The organism is Streptomyces sp. NPDC003027, from assembly GCF_053591435.1.
Map to the genome: position 1 here is coordinate 1 of NZ_JBSFTU010000066.1, position 20,926 is coordinate 20,926.

General features: G+C 71.5%; 14 protein-coding genes and 1 tRNA gene. 8 read left to right on the top strand and 7 right to left on the bottom strand.

Going from position 1 to position 20,926, the window contains the following annotated elements:
- Positions 1–83: 83 nt before the first annotated feature.
- From mfd to ACWDX6_RS29305, 3 genes are all read right to left on the bottom strand, one after another.
- Positions 84–3,614, bottom strand: coding sequence for a transcription-repair coupling factor (mfd, locus tag ACWDX6_RS29295; RefSeq protein WP_451487895.1), 3,531 nt, complete (start codon positions 3,612–3,614; stop codon positions 84–86).
- Positions 3,615–3,842: 228 nt separating this feature from the next.
- Positions 3,843–6,416: an ABC transporter permease gene (locus tag ACWDX6_RS29300; protein WP_451487896.1), complete on the bottom strand. Its 2,574-nt coding sequence runs from the start codon at positions 6,414–6,416 to the stop codon at positions 3,843–3,845.
- A complete protein-coding gene (locus ACWDX6_RS29305; protein WP_451487897.1) occupies positions 6,413–7,201 on the bottom strand; it encodes an ABC transporter ATP-binding protein in 789 nt (262 codons plus the stop codon). The genes ACWDX6_RS29300 and ACWDX6_RS29305 overlap by 4 nt, the downstream gene beginning before the upstream one ends.
- A gap of 399 nt (positions 7,202–7,600) precedes the next feature.
- Between ACWDX6_RS29305 and ACWDX6_RS29310 the strand changes: the two genes are divergently transcribed.
- Positions 7,601–9,151 carry an MFS transporter gene (locus ACWDX6_RS29310; RefSeq protein ID WP_451487898.1) on the top strand — a complete coding sequence of 517 codons (1,551 nt, stop codon included), beginning with the start codon at positions 7,601–7,603 and terminating at the stop codon, positions 9,149–9,151.
- Positions 9,152–9,161: 10 nt separating this feature from the next.
- Here ACWDX6_RS29310 and ACWDX6_RS29315 read toward each other — a convergent pair whose 3' ends face one another.
- The 3 genes from ACWDX6_RS29315 to ACWDX6_RS29325 form a co-directional block, all read right to left on the bottom strand.
- On the bottom strand, positions 9,162–10,124 hold the full coding sequence (locus ACWDX6_RS29315; RefSeq protein ID WP_451487899.1) for a cellulose-binding protein: 963 nt from the start codon (positions 10,122–10,124) through the stop codon (positions 9,162–9,164).
- 140 nt (positions 10,125–10,264) lie between these two features.
- Positions 10,265–12,874 carry an SUKH-4 family immunity protein gene (locus ACWDX6_RS29320; protein ID WP_451487900.1) on the bottom strand — a complete coding sequence of 870 codons (2,610 nt, stop codon included), beginning with the start codon at positions 12,872–12,874 and terminating at the stop codon, positions 10,265–10,267.
- A gap of 7 nt (positions 12,875–12,881) precedes the next feature.
- Positions 12,882–13,877 carry an HNH endonuclease gene (locus tag ACWDX6_RS29325; protein WP_451487901.1) on the bottom strand — a complete coding sequence of 332 codons (996 nt, stop codon included), beginning with the start codon at positions 13,875–13,877 and terminating at the stop codon, positions 12,882–12,884.
- 244 nt (positions 13,878–14,121) lie between these two features.
- On the opposite strand from ACWDX6_RS29325, the gene ACWDX6_RS29330 reads away from it, so the two are divergent.
- Both ACWDX6_RS29330 and ACWDX6_RS29335 read left to right on the top strand, forming a co-directional pair.
- A complete protein-coding gene (locus tag ACWDX6_RS29330) occupies positions 14,122–14,631 on the top strand; it encodes a YwqJ-related putative deaminase (protein WP_451487902.1) in 510 nt (169 codons plus the stop codon).
- A 10-nt stretch (positions 14,632–14,641) separates the two neighbouring features.
- The gene (locus tag ACWDX6_RS29335) at positions 14,642–15,133 is read left to right on the top strand and encodes an SUKH-3 domain-containing protein (protein ID WP_451487903.1); all 492 of its coding nucleotides are present in this window, start codon (positions 14,642–14,644) and stop codon (positions 15,131–15,133) included.
- A gap of 42 nt (positions 15,134–15,175) precedes the next feature.
- Here the strand turns inward: ACWDX6_RS29335 and ACWDX6_RS29340 are convergent, their stop codons facing one another.
- Entirely contained in the window at positions 15,176–16,513 is a 1,338-nt protein-coding gene (locus ACWDX6_RS29340; RefSeq protein ID WP_451487904.1) for a sensor histidine kinase, read from the bottom strand.
- A 141-nt stretch (positions 16,514–16,654) separates the two neighbouring features.
- Here ACWDX6_RS29340 and ACWDX6_RS29345 point away from each other — a divergent pair.
- From ACWDX6_RS29345 to pth, 5 genes are all read left to right on the top strand, one after another.
- Positions 16,655–16,726 (top strand) — tRNA-Gln (locus ACWDX6_RS29345).
- A 110-nt stretch (positions 16,727–16,836) separates the two neighbouring features.
- On the top strand, positions 16,837–18,285 hold the full coding sequence (gene glmU, locus ACWDX6_RS29350) for a bifunctional UDP-N-acetylglucosamine diphosphorylase/glucosamine-1-phosphate N-acetyltransferase GlmU (protein WP_451487913.1): 1,449 nt from the start codon (positions 16,837–16,839) through the stop codon (positions 18,283–18,285).
- A 121-nt stretch (positions 18,286–18,406) separates the two neighbouring features.
- Positions 18,407–19,381: a ribose-phosphate diphosphokinase gene (locus ACWDX6_RS29355; RefSeq protein WP_451487905.1), complete on the top strand. Its 975-nt coding sequence runs from the start codon at positions 18,407–18,409 to the stop codon at positions 19,379–19,381.
- A 246-nt stretch (positions 19,382–19,627) separates the two neighbouring features.
- The gene (locus tag ACWDX6_RS29360) at positions 19,628–20,218 is read left to right on the top strand and encodes a 50S ribosomal protein L25/general stress protein Ctc (protein ID WP_451487906.1); all 591 of its coding nucleotides are present in this window, start codon (positions 19,628–19,630) and stop codon (positions 20,216–20,218) included.
- A 91-nt stretch (positions 20,219–20,309) separates the two neighbouring features.
- On the top strand, positions 20,310–20,906 hold the full coding sequence (gene pth / locus ACWDX6_RS29365) for an aminoacyl-tRNA hydrolase (RefSeq protein WP_451487907.1): 597 nt from the start codon (positions 20,310–20,312) through the stop codon (positions 20,904–20,906).
- Positions 20,907–20,926 lie beyond the last annotated feature (20 nt).

The following is a 20,926-nucleotide window of genomic DNA, read 5'->3' on the forward strand; positions in this document are numbered from 1 at the left end:
GTGACCATGACGGTGTCCATCGAGGTCTCCCGGAAACCGACCGCGCCGGCCATCGGGACAGCGGGCACGGCCGGTCCGAACGGCTACGACCCGAGGATCGTCGTCAGGAACTCCCCGGTCCACGCCAGCAGTTCGCGCCCCACCACCGGCTTCCCGCCGATCTTCCCGCTCGTCGGGCGCGGCACCAGGATTTGGTGGACCGCCGGCTTGACGACCGTACGCGGGTACAGCCGCTTGAGCCGCAGCTCCTGCGACTCCCGCAGCTCCACCGGCGCGAAGCGGATGTTCGGTCCCTGCAGGACGATCTCGCCGACCCCGCAGGCACGGGCCAGCATCCGCAGGCCCGCCACCAGGAGCAGGTTCTCGACCGGCTCCGGCAGCTTGCCGTAGCGGTCCGTCAGCTCCTCCCGTACCGCCTTGACGTCCTCCTCGGAGTTGGCCGAGGCGATCGCCCGGTACGCCTGGAGGCGCAGACGCTCGCCCGGCGCGTAGTCGTGCGGCACATGGGCGTCGACGGGCAGCTCGATCTTGACCTCCAGGGGGGCCTCCTCCTCGACGCCTCCCTCCATCTGCGCCCGGTAGTCCGCGACCGCCTCGCCCACCATCCGTACGTACAGGTCGAAGCCGACCCCCGCGATATGGCCGGACTGCTCGCCGCCCAGCAGATTGCCAGCGCCGCGGATCTCCAGGTCCTTCATGGCCACGTACATGCCCGCGCCCATCTCGGTGTGCTGGGCGATCGTCGCCAGCCGCTCGTGCGCGGTCTCGGTCAGCGGCTTCTCCGGCGGGTAGAGGAAGTACGCGTAACCGCGATCGCGGCCCCGGCCGACCCGGCCGCGCAGCTGGTGCAGCTGCGACAACCCGAAGTTGTCGCCGCGCTCGACGATCAGGGTGTTGGCGTTGGAGATGTCGATGCCGGACTCGACGATCGTCGTGGAGACCAGCACGTCGAACTTCTTCTCCCAGAAGTCGACCACGACCTGCTCCAGGGCGCTCTCGCCCATCTGGCCGTGGGCGGTGGCGATCCGCGCCTCCGGGACGATCTCCCGCAGCCGCGCCGCCGCCCGGTCGATCGACTCGACCCGGTTGTGGATGTAGAAGACCTGGCCCTCGCGCAGCAGTTCGCGCCGGATCGCCGCGCCGATCTGCTTCTCCTCGTACGGGCCGACGAAGGTCAGCACCGGGTGCCGCTCCTCCGGCGGGGTGGTGATCGTCGACATCTCGCGGATGCCGGTCACCGCCATCTCGAGCGTACGGGGGATGGGGGTGGCCGACATCGTCAGCACGTCGACGTTGGCGCGCAGCTTCTTCAGCTGCTCCTTGTGCTCGACGCCGAAACGCTGCTCCTCGTCGACGATGACCAGGCCCAGGTCCTTGAACTTCGTCTCCGACGAGAACAGCCGGTGGGTACCGATGACGATGTCGACGGAGCCGTCCCGCAGCCCCTCCAGCGTCGCCTTCGCCTCCGTGTCGGTCTGGAACCGCGACAGGGCGCGGACGACGACGGGGAACTGCGAGTACCGCTCCGAGAACGTGCCGAAGTGCTGCTGCACCAGCAGGGTCGTGGGCACCAGGACGGCGACCTGCTTGCCGTCCTGCACCGCCTTGAACGCGGCCCGTACGGCGATCTCCGTCTTGCCGTAGCCGACGTCGCCGCAGATCAGACGGTCCATCGGGACCGTCTTCTCCATGTCCTCCTTCACCTCGGCGATGGTGGACAGCTGGTCGGGCGTCTCGGTGTACGGGAAGGCGTCCTCCAGCTCCCGCTGCCAGGGCGTGTCCGGGCCGAAGGCGTGTCCGGGCGCCGCCATCCGGGCGCTGTACAGCTTGATCAGGTCGGCGGCGATCTCCTTGACGGCCTTCTTGGCGCGCGCCTTGGTCTTCGTCCAGTCGGCGCCGCCGAGCCGGTGCAGGGTCGGCGCCTCGCCGCCCACGTACTTGGTGACCTGCTCCAGCTGGTCCGTGGGGATGTACAGCCGGTCGCCGGGCTGGCCGCGCTTGGCCGGCGCGTACTCGACGAGGAGGTACTCGCGGGTGGCGCCCTGGACGGTGCGCTGGACCATCTCGATGTACCGGCCGACGCCGTGCTGCTCGTGGACGATGTAGTCGCCGACCTCCAGGGTCAGCGGGTCGATGGTCTTGCGGCGCTTGGCCGGCATGCGCCGGCCGTCCTTGCCGGCCGCCTTCTGGCCGGACAGGTCCGTCTCGGTGAGGACGGCCAGCTTGAGCGCCGGGTCGACGAAGCCGTAGTCGATCGAACCGCAGGCCACATGGACGACCGACGGGGAGATCTCCGTCAGGTCCGAGTCGAGCCGGGCGGCGATGCCCTCGGAGCCCAGGACCTCGACCGTGCGGGCCGCCGGGCCGTGCGCCTCCGTGACGTACACCGTGCGCCAGCCGTCGGCGAGCCAGCCCTTGGTGTCGGCGAGCGCGCGGGCGGTGTCGCCGCGGTACGACTCCGGGGCGTGCATGCCCAGCTTGACGGTGTCGGCGTCGAGCGTCTCGTCGGCCGCGAACGGGGACACCGACCACCACATCATGCCCAGCTCACGAGCCCGGTCCCGGACGTCCGCGATCCCCCGCAGGGAGGCCGCGCCGACGTCGATCGGGGCCTCGCCACCGCCGGCGGTGGCCGCCCACGAGGCCTGGAGGAACTCCTGACTCGTGGCGACGAGGTCGGCGGCCCGGGTACGGACCCGCTCGGGGTCGCAGACGACGGCCATGGACCCCTGGGGCAGCACGTCGAGCAGCAGCTCCATGTCGTCGACGAGGACCGGGGCCAGGGACTCCATGCCCTCGACCGCGATGCCCTCCGCGATCTTGCCGAGGAGTTCGCCCAGCTCGGGGTGGGCCTCGGCGAGGGCCCGGGCCCTGTCCCGTACGGAATCGGTCAGCAGCAGCTCACGGCAGGGCGGCGCCCACAGGCCGTGCTCGGCGACCTCCAGGGACCGCTGGTCGGCGACCTTGAAGTAACGGATCTCCTCGACGTCGTCGCCCCAGAACTCGATCCGGAGCGGGTGTTCCTCCGTCGGCGGGAAGACGTCCAGGATGCCGCCGCGCACGGCGAACTCGCCGCGCTTCTCGACCAGCTCCACCCGGGAGTACGCGGCGGCCGCCAGGCCTTCGACGATCTCGTTCAGGTCCGCCGTCTGCCCGCTCCGCAGGGCCACGGGCTCCAGGTCGCCGAGGCCCTTGACCTGCGGCTGGAGCACGGAACGCACGGGGGCGACGACCACCGAGACGGGACCGGCGGCCGGGTCGTCCGGCGAGGGGTGGGCGAGCCGGCGCAGGACGGCGAGGCGGCGGCCGACGGTGTCGGAGCGGGGTGAGAGCCGCTCGTGCGGCAGCGTCTCCCACGAGGGGTAGTCGACGACCGTGTCGGGGTCGAGGAGGCTGCGCAGGGCCGCCGCCAGGTCCTCGGCCTCCCGCCCGGTCGCGGTGACGGCCAGCACCGGCCGCCCGGCCTCCCGGGCGAGCGCGGCCACGGCGAAGGGCCGCGCGGCCGGGGGGCCGACCAGATCCACGTGCGTGCGGTTTCCGTCGGCCGCGGCCTTCACCGCCTCGGCGAGGGCCTTGTCCTTGACGACGAGGTCGAGCAGACCGTGCAGGCTCATGGACTTCCATCCCGGTGGGTTAACGGGTGCGGGCAACGCGAACAGCCCGACACGTGTCACGGGCCGGGTCGGCCCGGCGCGGGGCCGGGTGGTCCCAGCCTACGACGTGGGTCTGCCACTCGCCGCCGTGAACCGGCTCACCACCGGGGGCCGCGAGCACGGGCACGGCCCCGGCGGAACCAGGTCCGCCGGGGCCGTCCACGCCCGGCCGTCCACGACCGGCACGCGCTACTCGGTCGCGATCGCGTTCAGGACATTCATCCGGCCCGCCCGGAACGCCGGGACCAGCGCGGCGAACAGCCCCACGAACGCCGACCCGGCGAAGACCGCCAGGATCGTCGGCCACGGGATCTCCAGGACACCCAGGCCCTCCAGGGCCAGCAGCTTCTGGGCCGACGTGCCCCAGCCCATGCCCAGACCGAGGCCCAGGAGGGCGCCGAAGAGGGCGATCACCACCGACTCCAGGCGGATCATGCGGCGCAGCTGGCGGCGCGAGAGGCCGATGGCCCGCATCAGGCCGATCTCCCGGGTCCGCTCGACCACCGACAGCGCGAGCGTGTTCACCACGCCGAGCACGGCGACGATGATCGCCAGGGCCAGCAGCCCGTACACGATGTTGAGCAGCTGGCCGACCTGGTCCTTCAGGTCCTGCTTGTAGTCGGCCTGGTTCTGCACCTTGTACTGCGGGTAGGCGGCGAGCGACTCCTTGATCGCGGCGTACGCCTCGGTCTCCTTGCCGTCCTCCGCCGTCGCGAACATGATCACGCTCCGGGGCACTCTGTCCGCCGGGAGGTACCGCGCCGCGGTGGTGATGTTGGTGTACATCACGCCCTTGTCGACGTTGTTCTCGTCCGAGGTGATCGCCGCGACCTTCAGCCTGGCGCTCTCACCGCCCTTGAAGGCGACGGTGAGTTCGTCGCCCACCTTCACACCGTGTTCGGTGGCGTAGTCGCTGCCGACGGACATCGCGTTCTCGTCGTACGCCTTCGTCAGCGTGCCGGCGGTGGTGTCCCGGCGCAGATCCAGCGCGTACGTCGGTTCGGCGGCGACCAGTCCCTTCTCGACGGCCCTCCCGCCCGGGGCGGTGATCGTCGCCTCGACCCAGGTGTACTCGGTGACCCGGGCCAGACCCGGCGTCCTCTCCAGCGCGGCCTGCGCCTGCGGCACGATCGGCTGGCCGTTGGCGGACTGGACGATGAAGTCCGCGCCGACCGAGCGGTCCAGCTCCTCGGTGGCCGAGGCGACCATCGACGAGCCGACCACCGACAGGCAGGCGACCAGGGCGAGCCCGATCATCAGGGCGGCGCCGGTGGCACCCGTACGGCGCGGGTTGCGCAGGGCGTTGCGCTCGGCCAGCCGACCGACGGGGCCGAAGACGCGCAGGACGACGACGCCGAGGACCCGGACGACACCGCCCGCCAGGAGCGGGCCGACGACGACGAAGCCGACGAGGGAGAGCACGACGCCGAGGCCGAGCCAGAGGGAGCCGGCCGCCGCCTCGTCCGCCCGCGTCGCCACCCACAGCGCGCCGGCGCCACCGGCCGTGAGGAACAGGCCGATCCCGCCGCGCACCAGGCCGGCCCTGCCGTCGGCCGGGGTCCCGGCGTCGCGCAGCGCGGCCATGGGTGAGACCTTGCCGGCCCGGCGGGCCGGGATGTAGGCGGCGAGGACCGTGACGACGATGCCGAGGAGGAGACCGACGGCGGGCGTCGTCCAGCGGACGGTCAGGTCCCCGGTCGACAGCTCCATGCCCATGGAGCTCATGAGCTCCATCAGCCCGACCGCCAGTCCGACGCCGGCCGCGACACCGGCGACCGAGCCGACGACCCCGAGGAGCAGCGCCTCGACGAGGACGGAGCGGTTGACCTGCCCGCGGCTGGATCCGACGGCCCGCATGAGGCCGATCTCCCGGGTCCGCTGGGCGACCAGCATGGAGAAGGTGTTGACGATGAGGAAGATGCCGACGAGGAAGGCGATTCCGGCGAAGCCGAGCATCGCGTACTTCATGACGTCGAGGAACCCGGCCACGTCCTCACGCCCCGCGTCGGCGGCCTCGGCCGCCGTCTGCAGGGTGTACGCCCCGCCGACCGCGGAGGCGATGTCCGCCTTCAGCGTCTCGTCGCTGACGCCCGGGGCGGCGTCGGCCGTGATCTGCGTGAACAGGCCTTCCTGGCCCAGGAGTTCGCGCTGCGCGGTGGCGGTGTCGAAGTAGACGACGGTGGCACCGGGGTTGGTGGCCTTGAAGTCGACGATGCCGGATATCCGGGCCTTGAAGTCACCGGTGACGGCGATGGTGCGCAGTTCGTCACCGATCTTCAGGCCGTGCTTCTCGGCGGTGTCGCCGTCGACCATCACCTCGGTGGGGCCGCGCGGCGCGTGGCCGGAGGTGAGGTCCATCGAACGCAGCTCGACGTCCGACCAGTTGACGGCGATCGTCGGGGCGCCGCTGGTGGGGCCGACGTTCTTGTCACGGGAGTCGACGACGGTCACGCTCAGCGAGACGACCGAGCCCCGGGCGTCCTCGACGCCCCGGACCTCGCGCACCCGGTCCACGAGGGAGGCGGGCAGGGTCTCGGGGCGACCGGTCGCCGGAGTCTCGTCGTCCGTCGCCGCGCCCTTGGGGCTGAGGGTGACGTCGGACGCGGTCGAGGCGAAGAGCTTGTCGAAGGTGGTGTTCATGGTGTCCGTGAACACCAGCGTGCCGCTCACGAACGCCACGGACAGCAGGACGGCGACGGCCGAGAGCGCCATCCGCCCCTTGTGCGCGAGGAAGTTGCGCAGCGAGGTCTTCCACACGGTCATGACGTCCGCCCGCGCGCGTCGAAGTCCTTCATCCTGTCGAGTACGGCGTCGGCGGTGGGCCGGAGCATCTCGTCGACGATCCGGCCGTCGGCGAGGTAGAGCACACGGTCGGCGTGGCTGGCGGCGACGGGGTCGTGGGTGACCATCACGATGGTCTGGCCGAGCTCGTCCACCGACTGCCGCAGGAAGCCGAGCACTTCGGCGCCCGCGCGGGAGTCGAGGTTTCCGGTCGGCTCGTCACCGAAGATGATCTCGGGGCGGGCGGCGAGCGCGCGGGCCACCGCGACGCGCTGCTGCTGACCGCCGGAGAGCTGGGCGGGCCGGTGCGTCAGCCGGTCGGCGAGACCGACGGTCGCCACCACCCGGTCGAGCCACGCCCGGTCCGCCTTGCGGCCGGCGATGTCCATCGGCAGCGTGATGTTCTCCAGCGCGTTCAGCGTCGGCAGCAGGTTGAACGCCTGGAAGATGAAACCGATCCGGTCCCGGCGCAGTTGGGTGAGCTTCTTGTCCTTCAGACCGGTGATCTCGGTCTCGTCGAGGTGGATCCGGCCGCTGGTGACGGTGTCGAGCCCGGCGAGGCAGTGCATCAGGGTCGACTTGCCGGAGCCGGACGGCCCCATGATCGCGGTGAACGCCCCACGGGCGATGTCCACATCGACATGGTCGAGCGCGACGACCCGGGTCTCCCCCACTCCGTACGCCTTGACGACCTGTCGCGCCCGCGCGGCGAAGGCCGTACGCCCGCCGGTATCCCCGTGGCGGGGGGTGGTCACAGCCGAAGTCACGGTATGTCTCCTATGGATGGGTGTACTCGGATACAGCCTGGTACGGCTTGATACGGCCGGAGGGCGGGAGCGGGTCAGGCTCGGGTCGAGTCTGCGAGGAGCCGGGGCGGCGGGCCATGGTGCCGGCCGCACTCTTCGCCCTGGGGTTCTCCCCAGGGCTTGGGTGTTCCGCAGGACCGAGGCGTTCCGCAGGACCACGGTGTTCTGTAGGACCAAGGTAAAGACGGGAGGGGGGCTTCCTCGTCCTCCGTCGGGACGAACGGGCCCTGCCCCGTATGGGGGAGATCCCCCTAGGGGTTCTCCGCCCGAGGCCGGAATGAGAGGCTGAGCCGGCGAATCGGATGGAGGACGCATCGGCAGGGCGAAGGGCTCGGGCCGCGGGGGGAGAGGAACGACGGGGTGTCCGAGACCACGACGGAGCGCGCCGGCACACCCGCCACCACACCGCGCGGACGCGGACCGGTCGTCGCGGCGCTGATGCTGGGCATGGCCCTCGCCGCACTGGACGGCACCGTCGTCTCGACCGCCGTGCCGCAGATCGTCGGCGACCTCGGCGGCCTGTCGGTGTTCTCCTGGCTGTTCTCCGGCTATCTGCTCGCCGTGACGGTCACCCTCCCCGTGTACGGGAAGCTCTGCGACACCTTCGGACGCAAGCCGGTCCTGATCGCCGGGACCGTTCTCTTCCTCATCGGCTCCCTGCTGTGCGCCGCCGCCTGGAACATGGGCTCCCTCATCGCCTTCCGCGTCGTACAGGGCCTGGGCGGCGGCGCGCTCCAGGGCACGATCCAGACGATCGCCGCGGACCTGTACCCGCTGAAGGAACGCCCGAAGATCCAGGCGAAGCTGTCCTCCGTCTGGGCCGCGGCCTCGGTGGCGGGACCGGCGGCGGGCGGCCTGCTGGCGGGCTACGCCGACTGGCGCTGGATCTTCCTCATCAACCTGCCGGTGGGACTGGTGGCGCTGTGGCTGATCGCCCGGTACCTGGTGGAGCCCCACCGGCCGGGCACCGAAACGGCGCGTTGCGACAGGGCCAGGCCCGCTGTCGACTGGGCCGGGGCGCTCACCGTCTTCGCGACCGGGGTCCTCCTGCTCACCGCCCTCGTCCAGGGCGGGGTCGCCTGGCCGTGGACGTCCGCGCCCTCGCTCGGGCTCTTCGGCGGCGCGCTCGCCCTCGCCGGTGTGACGGTCCTCGTCGAACGACGGGCCGCCGAGCCGATCATCCCCGGCTGGATCTGGCGCCGCCGCACGATCGCCGCCGTCAACCTGGCCCTCGGCGCGCTCGGCCTCCTCATGGTCGCGCCCACCGTCTTCCTGCCCACCTACTCCCAGGCGGTCCTCGGCCTCGGCCCGATCGCCGCCGGATTCGTCCTCTCCGCCATGACCCTCAGCTGGCCGCTCACCGCGGCCCTGTCCAACCGGGTCTACCACCGCATCGGCTTCCGGCTCACCGCCGTCATCGGCATCAGCCTGGCCCTGGTGGTCCTGCTCGCCTTCCCGTTCCTGCCCTTCCCCGGCGAGCCCTGGCAGCCGGCCCTGCTCATGCTGCTGCTCGGCGGCGCGCTCGGCCTCTTCCAGCTGCCGCTGATCGTCGGGGTCCAGTCGACGGTCCCGTACGAGGAGCGCGGGACGACGACCGCGTCCGTCCTCTTCTGCCGCCAGGTCGGCCAGAGCGTCGGCGCGGCGCTCTTCGGGGCGGTCGCCAACGGCGTACTGGCCGCCCGGCTCGGTGCGGACGGCGGCGACCTCGACAGCCTCGCCCGGGCCCTCGACTCGCCGGGCTCCCTCACGGCCTCCGCCGCGGACCAGCTGCGGCGCGCGGTGGACGCGGCGGTGGACTACGTCTATCTGGGCGCGGCGGCCGCGGCCGCGATCGCCCTGCTCGTCCTGCTCACGCTCGCGCCGCGCCGTTTCCCGGTCCTGAAGGACGGCGACGAGCGGACCACCGAGTAGCCTCCGGCCGTCACGGCTTGCCGTCGTCCTCCGCGCCCGGGTCCGCAGCCGCGTCCGCATCCGAGCCCTGGCCGGCCTCCGGGCCGGAACCCCGATCCGCGTCCGGGTCCTGGGGAGAGGCGACGCGGCCCGTCAAGGACGCCAGCGCGGTGCGGATGTGGTCCATATGGGCATGGATCTCCTCGCGGGCCTCCTCATGCTCCCGCAGCACCCGCTCCGTCTCGCGCTCCGTACGTTCCTGACGCACCCTCGCCTCCGCGAGGAGCTCCGCGGCCCTCGCCTCCGCGTCCTCCTGACGGTGCCGGGCACTCTCCTCCTCCGCCGCGTAGGCCCGTCCGGCCTCGTCGAGGCGGGACTCGGCGTCCGCGAGGAGCTTCGCGTGCCGGGTCTCCAGCTCCGCGAGCCGCGCCGCCGCCGCCTGTTCGGCGTCCTTCCTCAGGGAGGTCTGCTTCCGGCGCTGCCCGTCGAGGAGCGCCGCGGCCCGCCGCTCCGTCTCCTCCAGCTCCGCCCGCGCCGCACGGCGGCGCTCGTCCGCCTCCCGGCCGGCTTCCGCCCGCAGCGCCTCCGCCTCGGCGGCGGCCGCCAGCAGGGTCGCCTCGGCGGCGGCCTCCGCCTCCGCCAGCACCTCGTCGGCGTACGCCCGGGCCGCGTCCGCCGCCTCCCGGGCCGCCGCCCGCGCCTCCTCGCCCCAGGACTGGGCGGCGGCCTCGGCGGCTCGTACGAGGGCCTCGTCCTCCTCCTCGGCCAGGGCGAGAATGCGGGCGGCCCGTTCCCCCAGGGACTCGTACCGCTGCGGCGCGAGCGCCGCCACGACCTCGCGCAGCCGCGCCGCGTCCGCCTCCATCTCCTTGGCGAGGACGGTGAGCCGCGCCGCGCGCTCCCAGGCGGCGTCGCGCTCGTCGGAGAGCGAGGCGAGCTGACGGTCGACCTGTTCGGGCCGGTACCCGCGACCCCGTCCGACGGCGAAACTCATCCCTGGCGCCCCTTCCGTAGTGGCTCAAATACCAAGGATGCGCCATCGGGCATGACAAAAGGCGCTCGACGTGACGTACACATCGAGCGCCTTTGGCCGGACACGGACCCCAGCCGACCCAGTCGGTCGGACGGCCCGTTCTAGAGCAGGCCGTCCCACATCTGTTCGAGGAGCACCGACCACCAGCTGTCCGGTGACGCCAGCGCCGCCGGGTCCAGCATCGCCAGCTGCGCCTGGAAGTCGACCGTCCAGCGGCCCGCCTGCTCCGGGTTGAGCCCGAACCGCAGCCGCCACATCCGTCCCAGCAGCGCCATGGACCGGGTGAACTCCGGCAGCCCGGTGTTCACGAACTGCGGCGGCACCGGCTGCCCGCCCGGACCGGCCTCGACGGGTACGGCGACGATGTGCGCCGTACCGTACTGGACGCAGATCGCGCGCCCGAAGTCCGAACCGATGACGAGGTACGACCCCGCGTCCGACGCCGGCTGGACCTGCCGCTGCGCGGCGAGCTCGGCGAGTGTCGGCACGACCGGCTGCGCGGGCTGCGCCCAGAAGAAGGGCCCGAAGTCCGCCGGCAGACCCGCCCAGACGAGCGTGAGCGCCACCACCTCCGGGACTCCCTGCCGCGACACCGCCCGCTGGTCGAACCGGCAGATGCCCGGGCCGAACGCACCGGCCAGCTCCTGCGCGATCCCCTCCGGGGGGATCGGCGGCAGCGGCTGCACCTGCGGCAGCGGAGCACGGACCGGCGCCGGACGGGCCGGGCCGTCCGCGACCTGATGCAACTCACCCTGATGGGTGAGCAGTTGCCGCATGCCCTGCTGACGGCTCGAGTGATCCGTGCCGTACGGAGCGATGTTGGTGATCCGCGCCTGCGGCCAGGTCTCCCTGATCATCCGGGCGCAGTAACCGCCGGGCAGCTCGCAGGACTCCAGCTCCGTGTGGAGTTCGAGCACCTGCTGCGGCGGCACGTTCATGGCGCGCAGCTCGTGCAGGATCTGCCACTCGGGGTGCGGGGTGCCGGGAGCGGACCGCCGGATGATCTGGGCCTCGGAACCGTCGGGCGCGCGGTAGCGCAGCACGGCCTGGTAGCCCGGGCCGACGGTCGGCTGACCGGTGGGCTGCTGCGGATAGCCGTACGCCGGGGGAGCGCCGGGACCGACAGGCCCCGGAGGCGCCGGAGGCGGCGGGGCGGCCGGACCACCGGGACCGCCGGGACCGGGATGCGCCAGCATCGTCGCCGCGTGGTGCACACCGGGCGGGCCGGGCTGGCCGGGAGGTCCCGGCGGCGTGGGCGCACCCGGCGCACCGGGAGGTCCGGGCGGCGCGGGGGGCCCGCCCGGGCCGGGGTGGGCCAGCATCGTCGCGGCATGCTCGACCCCGCCACCGCGCGCACCGGGCATACCCGGCGGCGCGGGCGGAGGCGGCGGCGTACCGGGACCGCCCTGACTCGGGTTCGCCAGCATGGTCGCGGCCTGGTGCACAGGCCGCGGAGGCGTGGGCGGACCGGGAGGCTGAGGCCCGTCCGGCCCGAGCTGCGGCACCATCCGCGTCGGTACGTACCCCCCGGCGGGAGCCCCGGGAGCCCCGGGCGCCTGCGGCGGCGGAGGCGGAGGCGGATTGCCCCCGCCGCCACCCCGCGAACCGCGCGGCGGCAGAACGGCCTTGCTCGTGGCCGCGTCCGCGATGTCCCCGGTTCCGGCAACGCCGGGCATCGACGGCGGAGTGGCGGACGCGGCCGGCAACGGAGCCCCGGGCGCACCGGCGCCAGGAGCGGACGGGTCCGACGGTTCCCCCGCCCCACCGAACGAAGTCGGGCCACCGGAAGACGCAGCCGCGCCGGAACCATCGGACGCACCCGCGCCCGCCGGAGCACCGTTCACACCCGGCGCACCCGGCGCACCGGGCGCCGGCGCGAGACCGGGGAGCGAGGCCCCGGAACCACCCGAGGCATCCGGCGCACCCGGCCCACCGGCGGACACCGGGCCGCCGGGGGCGCCCGGGCCACCGGGAGCACCCGCACCGAACGGATCCGCAGGCCCCGAAGCCGGCCCGGAAGGCGGCCCCGCGTTCGGGTCCAGTCTCGGCGCGATCGCCGTCGGCGGAAGCGCGCTGCCGCCCGACATCAGGGCCGTCGGGGCGTCCGCGCCCACCACCGGCGGCGGAGTGTCGTCATCGTCCGCGCCCGAGAGCGGCGGCGCGAAGACCGTCGCCGGCAACGGCACCGACCCCTGCGCCCCACCCGAGCTCGCGTTCGCGTCCGCCCACGGGCTGCTCGCCGGCACGCCGTCCGACGCCGTCGGCTCGTACTCCGGCTCCTCAGGCGCCGACGAACTCCCGCCCGCCTGCGAAGCGTTCGGCCCCTTCGGCGGCAGACCCAGCTTGTCCGCCGCCTCCTGCAACCACTCCGGCGGGCTCAGCAGGAACGACGTCTGATTCAGATCCACCCGCTGCGCAGGCGCCGCCGCCCCCGCAGGAGCCGCCTCCTGCGACGCCCCGTACTCCTCCTCGTACCGCCGGATCACCTCACCCACCGGCAGCCCCGGCCACAGCGTCGCCTCACCGCTGTCCCGCGCGATGACCAGCCGCTGACGGCCCCCGTCCGACGTCGGCCCCTCCTCGCGGTCCTCCGCCCACACCACGAAACCCAGCTCGAACTCACGTACCCGCACCTCCCGATGCTGGTACGCGGGCACCTCGCCGTTGATCCACTCCTCGGCGCGCTCCTGCGCCTGCGCGAACGTCACCACAGAAACGTCACTCCCCCACCGGAACAACCGGAACCACAGGCACCGCGCGCGCGAAGCCGCCGTCCACCATCAGGTTCGCCACCGTCTCGAGCTCCGGCGGATTACCCGCCAACCGCCCCAAAAAGGCGTCGAAGTCCTCACCGCACGGCAACAGCAACCGCTCCACCCGCTCGTTCACCGACCAGCCGTCCTGATCCCGCGCGTCGTCGTACACGCAGAACCACACCGACCCGACCCCCTGGCCCTTCACCTTCACCGCCAGGATCCCGCCCTGCACGAAGGCGACACCCAGGAAATCCTTCGTCAGGTGGTCCCGCAGACACTTGTTGACATAGACGAGGTCATTGACCCCCGCCTCCTCCCGCACCGTGAAGAACGGCTGGTCCACCAGAAGACCCAGCTCCGCGTCGAGCGCCGCACCGACCGGCGCGCACCCACCGGCCGCCTTCAAGAACGAGCGGTACGCACCCGGCAGGCGGTACCCCAGGTCCTCCTCCACACCCAGCAGCTGCTGCTCCGACACCGACAGCGCACCCTTCGGCAACCCGAAGTGCGCCGGACGGGTCTCCTGCAACGGCCGCGTACCCCGCTTCGACTGGTCGACCGCAGCCGTCGCGATCCCACCGTGATGCCGCAGCAGCGCCTTCACCTCGACCGGCACCAGCTCCATCCGCCGACCGCCCGCCACGTGATGCCACGTCCAGCCGTGCGGCGTCGCCACCGCCGGAATCGTGTCCCAGAGCTCGTGCCCCGTCGCCGCCAGCGCCGCGTTCGCCGACACATAGTCCGTCAACCGCAGCTCATCGACGCCGAAACCCTCCGGCGGCTCGGCGATCTCCGCCGCCGCCCGGGCGTACGGCGAGAAATCCGGGTAGCCCTGCTCATCCACCCGCACCCCTCTGGGATGCCGGGACGCCCGGACCGGATCCGGGAAATGCACGACCTGCCCGGCGTAGGCCGCGTTCGGTGGCGCGGCATGCTGCCCGAGCCGACCTGTCGTCATGGCGGTTGCCCCCTGCGCTGGCTGCTGGCTGATTCCGCACAGCCTATGCGCTGCCACAAGCCCACCACCCGGCCCGATACGGCCACCACCACCGACCGTGACCAACTGTCACAGCCAGATGACACACCGACGATAGTTCCGACACACCCACCGCGCGTTTCCGCTACCCCGCTTCCCCACGCACCGCCCCATTTGGCACTCTGTTCCCGCAACTCGGGGGATTGCAAGAGGGGAAGAACGCACCATGCACGCAGCACCGACGCCCACCCAGGGTGACCCACGCCTCAACTGGAGCAGCACCGACACCACCCACGCCCCGTTACTGCGCTTCCGCCGCGACGGAATCCTCCCCACCGTCGGCGCGGCACTGTCCGTACGCGGCGAAACACTCACCTGCACCGCCGGCCGCGGCGACCAGCCCCCCGTACTCCACCCACTCGTCCAGGACTTCCTGGACACCCTCACCAGCGGCCAGCGCGAACGCTTCACCGGGCGCTGCCCCGAGGCGATCCTGCTCTCCCGCCACCTCACCGCCACCGACACCAGCCGCTCCAAGCGCGCCCAGCGCAAGCCCCTCACCCACGGCGAAGCCCGCCGCTCCCTCAAGCACGCCAAACTCACCGCGCGCCGCATCCGCGAGGCCGGCGACCCCCTCCACGGCAGCTACGCCGCACCCTGCCGATCCTGTACGGCGATGCTCGCCCACTTCGGCGTCCGCACCGTCGACCCCACCTCGACTGTCGAGAACGGCTGACCGCACCACCATGCCCGACCACCTGAGCACCACCCGATTCCCGGTCAACGTCGACGCCGCCCTCCGCGAGGCGGGCTGGCAGCCCGGCCGCTGGGACATCAGACTCGCCGAGGAATGGGCCGACACCCTCCGCGCCCACGTCTCTCCCGCCGGCCACCGGCACCACGTCTTCCCCGCCGCCGTCGAAGCCTGGGCCGAATTCGGCGGCCTGTGCGTCACCGCCCCCGGCGCCGGCCGCCAGATCGCCCCCGCGACCGTACGCTTCGACCCCCTCGCCGGCCTCCACATCGCCCGCACCCTCGCCGACCTCGGACGCGCCCTCGACACCGAGATCGCCCCCCTCGGCGAGGAAGGCGACCACCAAGCCGTCCTCGCCATCGACCTCGAAGGCCGGATCTACAGCCTCGACCACACCGGCGACTGGTACCTCGGCCGGGACATCGACACCGCCCTGTCCACCCTCGTCACCGGCATCGAGCCGACCCGACTCGTCACCGGCTGAAGCACGGCTGAGGGCGTCGGCACCGCGCGCGCCACGCCCCGCCTACGCCGCCCGCTCCTCCCCCACCGGCAACACCGCCGACACCCGGAAACCACCCGCCTCCGTCGGACCCGACACGAACACCCCACCCAGCCGCGCCACCCGCTCCCGCATACCGACCAGGCCGTTCCCCCCACTCGGCAGATCCGCGTCCGCCACCGCCGCGTCCGAAGGCCCGTTCTCCACCTGCATCGCCACCTCGGCCTCCCGATGCGCCAGACGCACCACGACCTTCGCGCCCGCCGCATGCTTGTGCACGTTCGTCAGCGCCTCCTGAACCACCCGGTACGCCGTCCGCTCCACCTCCGCGCCGTACGCCCGCGCCTCCCCCAGCACCACCAGCTCCACCACCACCCCCGCCTGCCGCGACTGCTCCACCAGCGACTCCAGCGCGTCCAGACACGGCCCGTCCCCGTCCTCCGACGCCGCCTCCGCCGCAGCGGCCGCCGCCGCACCCACCGCCGCCAACGGCACCACCGACGGACCCGGAGCCGGCACCGCGTCCTCCCGCAGCACCCCCAACATCTCCCGCAACTCCGTCAACGCCTGCCGCCCCATGTCCCCCACCAGCGCCGCGTTCCGCACCGCCTTCTGCGGATCCTTCAACGCCACCGCCTGCAACGCCGCCGCATGGACCACCATCAACGACACCCGGTGCGCGACCACGTCATGCATCTCCCGCGCGATCCGGGTCCGCTCCTCCCGCCGCGCCCACTGCGCCCGCTGCTCGGCCCGGTCGGCCAGCAACGACAACTCCTGCTCCAGACTGTCCGCCCGCTCGCGCAGACTCTCCATCAGCCGACGCCGAGCCCCTATGTACAGACCGAACAGCACGGGCGGCGCGTTCAGCCCCAGCGTCATGAAGAGCGACACGACCGGGACGTACCAGCCACTCGGATCGAAATCCTGCTGATCCACATCCGCCTGGGCGACGTCCTGACGCAGCCGCACCACCGTCACGAGGAACACCGCCACCGTCGACATACCCGCCAGCGCGGCCGTGATCCGGCGAGGCACCTCGGAGGCGGCGAGCGAATAGAGCCCGACGATCCCCATCAGAAAACCCATCTCGGCCGGCGTGATCGCCACCGAGACCAGAACGACGGTAATCGGCCACCGACGCCGCACCAGCAGCACCGAACCGACGACCAGCCCGAACACCACCCCCACCGGCACCGGCAACGACACCTCACCCGCGAACCGGACCCCCTCCAGCCCGCACTCCAGCGCCGACACCGCGGCCAGCACGATGTCCAGCACCGCACTGCGCCGTCTCCCCCACCACCACATACCGCGCGCGGGCGTGCCCGCCGCGTCCTGGTGCGCCCCCGTTGTGGTCATGACTCCCAGACTACGGGCGGGGGCCAGCCGTTTTCCGAAGACCACCGGACCTCCACCGTCGCATGGAGGGGGCCTGGTACGGCATAGTGTTGGGTGCCGATCCGACGGCCTGACCACATGTCCGGTTTAAGTCGGTTACCATCCCCCGTGGTGTAATTGGCAGCACTGAGGCTTTTGGTGCCTTATGTCCGGGTTCGAGTCCTGGCGGGGGAGCTTCTTGGTTCGGGTCCTGACCTCTCCGGTCAGGACCCGCACTCATGTCCGCCCCGAAACCCCCCGGTATCCTGCGGATGTCCACCACCCGAAAGCCGAAGGGCATTCCCGTGAGCGCCAACCGCCCGGCAGCCGTCGTCGTCCTCGCAGCGGGTGAGGGCACCCGCATGAAGTCGAAGACCCCCAAGGTCCTGCACGAAATCGCCGGGCGCTCGCTCGTCGGACATGTCGTCTCCGCCGCGCGCGAGCTGGAGCCCGAGCACCTCGTCGTGGTCGTCGGACACGCCCGTGAGCAGGTGTCCGCGCATCTCGACGCCCACTACGCCGGTACCCGTACCGCCGTGCAGTACGAGCAGAACGGCACCGGTCACGCCGTCCGGATGGGGCTCGAGGAGCTGGGGCAGGCGCCGGAGGGGACGGTCGTCGTCGTCTGCGGTGACACTCCCCTCCTCTCCGGGGAGACCTTGAAGGGCCTCGCCGCCACCCACGCGGCCGACGGCAACGCCGTCACCGTGCTGACCGCCGAGGTGCCGGACTCGACCGGCTACGGGCGGATCGTGCGGGACGAGGCGACCGGCGCCGTGACCGCGATCGTGGAGCACAAGGACGCCTCCGAGGCGCAGCGTGCGATCAGGGAGATCAACTCCGGGGTGTTCGCGTTCGACGGGCGGCTGCTCGCGGACGCGCTGGGCAAGGTGCGGACGGACAACAGCCAGGGTGAGGAGTACCTCACCGATGTGCTGTCGATCCTGCGTGAGGCGGGTCACCGGGTGGGGGCGTCCGTCGCCGCCGACCATCGCGAGATCCTCGGCATCAACAACCGGGTGCAGCTCGCGGAGGCTCGTACCCTGCTGAACCGGCGGCTGCTGGAGCGGGCGATGACGGCCGGTGTGACGGTGGTGGACCCGGGGTCGGTCCTGGTCGATGTCACGGTGACGTTCGAGCGGGACGCCGTGATCCATCCGGGTACGCAGCTGCTGGGTGCGACGCACATCGGTGAGGACGCCGAGGTGGGGCCGAACACTCGATTGAAGGACACGACGGTCGGCCGGGGCGCCCGGGTGGACAACACGGTCGCCGACTCGGCCGCCATCGGTGAGAGCGCGTCCGTGGGGCCGTTCGCGTATCTGCGTCCGGGTACGAAGCTGGGTCCGAAGGCCAAGGCGGGTACGTACGTGGAGATGAAGAACGCGACGATCGGTGAGGGGACGAAGGTTCCGCACCTGTCGTACGTGGGCGACGCGACGATCGGCGAGTACACGAACATCGGTGCGGCGAGCGTGTTCGTGAACTACGACGGTGAGGCGAAGCACCACACGACGGTCGGGTCTCACTGCAAGACGGGTTCGGACAACATGTTTGTGGCTCCTGTCACGATCGGGGACGGTGCGTACACCGCCGCGGGGTCGGTGATCACGAAGGATGTGCCGGCCGGCGCGTTGGCTGTCGCCCGTGGCCAGCAGCGGAATATCGAGGGTTGGGTGGCTCGTAAGCGGCCGGGGAGTGCCGCGGCGCAGGCTGCTCAGGTGGCCTCGGAGGTGTCCGCCGGCGAAAGCTGACCGGAAACGGCTACGTCGAACTCGGCGTACCGTGATACGTGCACATAAATTCGGCTGGCTCGCACGCGCGCACGAAGGCTCGTTGGTCGCGGCCAGAGAACACGTCTGAGGAGACAGTGCTGTGACCGGGATCAAGACGACCGGCGAGAAGAAGCTGATGCTCTTCTCCGGCCGCGCCCACCCCGAGCTGGCCGAGGAGGTCGCGCACCAGCTGGGTGTCGGCCTCGTGCCGACGAAGGCTTTCGACTTCGCGAACGGCGAGATCTACGTCCGTTTCCAGGAGTCGGCGCGGGGCGCGGACTGCTTCCTGATCCAGAGCCACACGGCTCCGATCAATAAGTGGATCATGGAGCAGCTGATCATGATCGATGCTCTGAAGCGGGCTTCCGCGCGGAGCATCACCGTGATCATTCCGTCGTACGGGTATGCCCGCCAGGACAAGAAGCACCGTGGGCGTGAGCCGATCTCGGCGCGTCTGGTCGCCGACATGCTGAAGTGCGCGGGTGCGCACCGCATCCTCACGGTCGATCTGCACACGGATCAGATCCAGGGCTTCTTCGACGGTCCGGTGGATCATCTGTCGGCGCTGTCGGTGCTGGCGGACTACGTGGGCGCGAAGGTCGACCGTGACAAGCTGACGATCGTGTCTCCGGACGCGGGTCGGGTGCGGGTGGCGGACCGCTGGTGCGACCGTCTGGACGCGCCGCTGGCGATCGTGCACAAGCGTCGTGACAAGGATGTCGCCAACCAGGTGACCGTCCACGAGGTCGTCGGCGATGTGGAGGGCCGGGTCTGTGTCCTGGTCGACGACATGGTGGACACGGGTGGCACGATCTGCGCCGCCGCCGACGCGCTGTTCGCGCACGGCGCCGAGGACGTCATCGTGACGGCCACGCACGGCATCCTCTCCGGCCCGGCCGCGGACCGGTTGAAGAACTCGAAGGTGAGCGAGTTCGTGTTCACGGACACGCTGCCGGTGCCGAGCTCGCTGGAGCTCGACAAGATCACGGTTCTGTCGATCGCGCCGACGATCGCGCGTGCGGTGCGTGAGGTGTTCGAGGACGGTTCGGTGACGAGCCTCTTCGAGGAGCAGTAAGCACACAGCTCGTACGAAGGGAGGGCCGTTTCCCCGTCGGGGAGGCGGCCCTCTTCCCCTGTGCCCGGGCGCCGCGGGTGATCGATTGGGTCGCTCGGGGGAGGGCGAGTAGACTGCCGGAGTTGCTCGGCGAGGGAGGCCGTACCCGGTGTGGTGCGGCGGTCCGTTATCGACGCGCTCTTCGTAGCAGGCCAGTCGTGGCCGGGTAGCCGACACTGTCCTTTTTACTGCTTACGAGGAGTGCATATGTCCGAGGTCAAGCTCGTCACGGAGACCCGCACGGAGTTCGGCAAGGGCGCTGCCCGCCGTATCCGTCGCGCCAACAAGGTTCCGGGTGTCATCTACGGTCACGGCGCCGAGCCGGTCCACGTCGCGCTGCCGGGTCACGAGCTGCTGCTCGCCCTGCGTACGCCGAACGTCCTGCTGTCCCTGGACATCGACGGTACGACCGAGCTGGCGATCCCGAAGGCCGTGCAGCGTGACCCGCTGAAGGGCTTCCTGGAGCACGTCGACCTGCTCCTCGTCCGCCGTGGCGAGAAGGTCACCGTCGAGGTCGTCGTCGAGACCGAGGGTGAGCTGGCCCCGGGCAGCTTCCTGGTCGAGAACGTGCTGAACACGATCTCCGTCGAGACCGAGGCGACGCACATCCCCGAGTCCGTCACGGTGTCGATCGCGGGCCTGGAGGCCGGCGACTCGATCCACGCGAAGGACGTTCCGCTGCCGAACGGCACCACCCTGGTGACGGACCCCGAGGCCGCTGTCATCCAGATCCTGGCCGCGCAGGCCGAGGAGCCGGCCGCCGGTGGCGAGGGTGAGTCCGAGGGCGCCGAGGCCTGAGCCGTAGGCTCTGCCTGACGTGACGGGGTGACGGGCCGCGACGGCCCGGCACCCCGTTTCTTCTGTACGTACACGAGGAGACGTGACGCGCATGACGGACGAGGCGAACGCCCCTTGGCTGATCGTCGGTCTCGGTAATCCGGGCCCGGAGTACGCGGGCAATCGGCACAACGTCGGTTTCATGGTCGTGGACCTGCTGGCCGAGCGTATCGGCGGGAAGTTCAAGCGGGCGCAGAAGGCGCAGGCGCAGGTCGTGGAGGGGCGTATGGGTCCGGTGGGGCCGGCCAATCGCCGGGTGGTTCTCGCGAAGCCGATGTCGTACATGAATCTCTCGGGTGGTCCGGTGACGGCGCTGCGGGATTTCTACAAGGTGCCGACGGCGCGTGTGGTGGCGGTCCATGACGAGCTGGACATCGATTACGGCATGCTGCGGTTGAAGATCGGTGGCGGGGACAACGGTCACAACGGTCTGAAGTCGATGACGAAGGCGATGGGGCCCGACTATCACCGGGTGCGGTTCGGTATCGGCCGTCCGCCGGGCCGGATGCAGGTGGCGGACTTCGTGTTGAAGGATTTCTCCTCGGCGGAGCGCAAGGAGCTGGGCTACTTCGTGGACCGGGCGGCGGATTCGGTCGAGTGTCTGGTGGCGGAGGGTCTGGAGCGGGCGCAGTCCGCGTACAACTCCTGACACGGACCGGCGGGCGGTAC

Bases quoted from the DNA above. Each gene is read 5' to 3' on its own strand.
- ACWDX6_RS29325 (WP_451487901.1), bottom strand. From the start codon at position 13,877: ATGACGACAGGTCGGCTCGGGCAGCATGCCGCGCCACCGAACGCGGCC.
- pth (WP_451487907.1), top strand. From the start codon at position 20,310: ATGACGGACGAGGCGAACGCCCCTTGGCTGATCGTCGGTCTCGGTAAT.
- ACWDX6_RS29300 (WP_451487896.1), bottom strand. From the start codon at position 6,416: ATGACCGTGTGGAAGACCTCGCTGCGCAACTTCCTCGCGCACAAGGGG.
- ACWDX6_RS29335 (WP_451487903.1), top strand. From the start codon at position 14,642: ATGCCCGACCACCTGAGCACCACCCGATTCCCGGTCAACGTCGACGCC.
- ACWDX6_RS29340 (WP_451487904.1), bottom strand. From the start codon at position 16,513: ATGACCACAACGGGGGCGCACCAGGACGCGGCGGGCACGCCCGCGCGC.
- ACWDX6_RS29360 (WP_451487906.1), top strand. From the start codon at position 19,628: ATGTCCGAGGTCAAGCTCGTCACGGAGACCCGCACGGAGTTCGGCAAG.
- ACWDX6_RS29315 (WP_451487899.1), bottom strand. From the start codon at position 10,124: ATGAGTTTCGCCGTCGGACGGGGTCGCGGGTACCGGCCCGAACAGGTC.
- mfd (WP_451487895.1), bottom strand. From the start codon at position 3,614: ATGAGCCTGCACGGTCTGCTCGACCTCGTCGTCAAGGACAAGGCCCTC.
- ACWDX6_RS29330 (WP_451487902.1), top strand. From the start codon at position 14,122: ATGCACGCAGCACCGACGCCCACCCAGGGTGACCCACGCCTCAACTGG.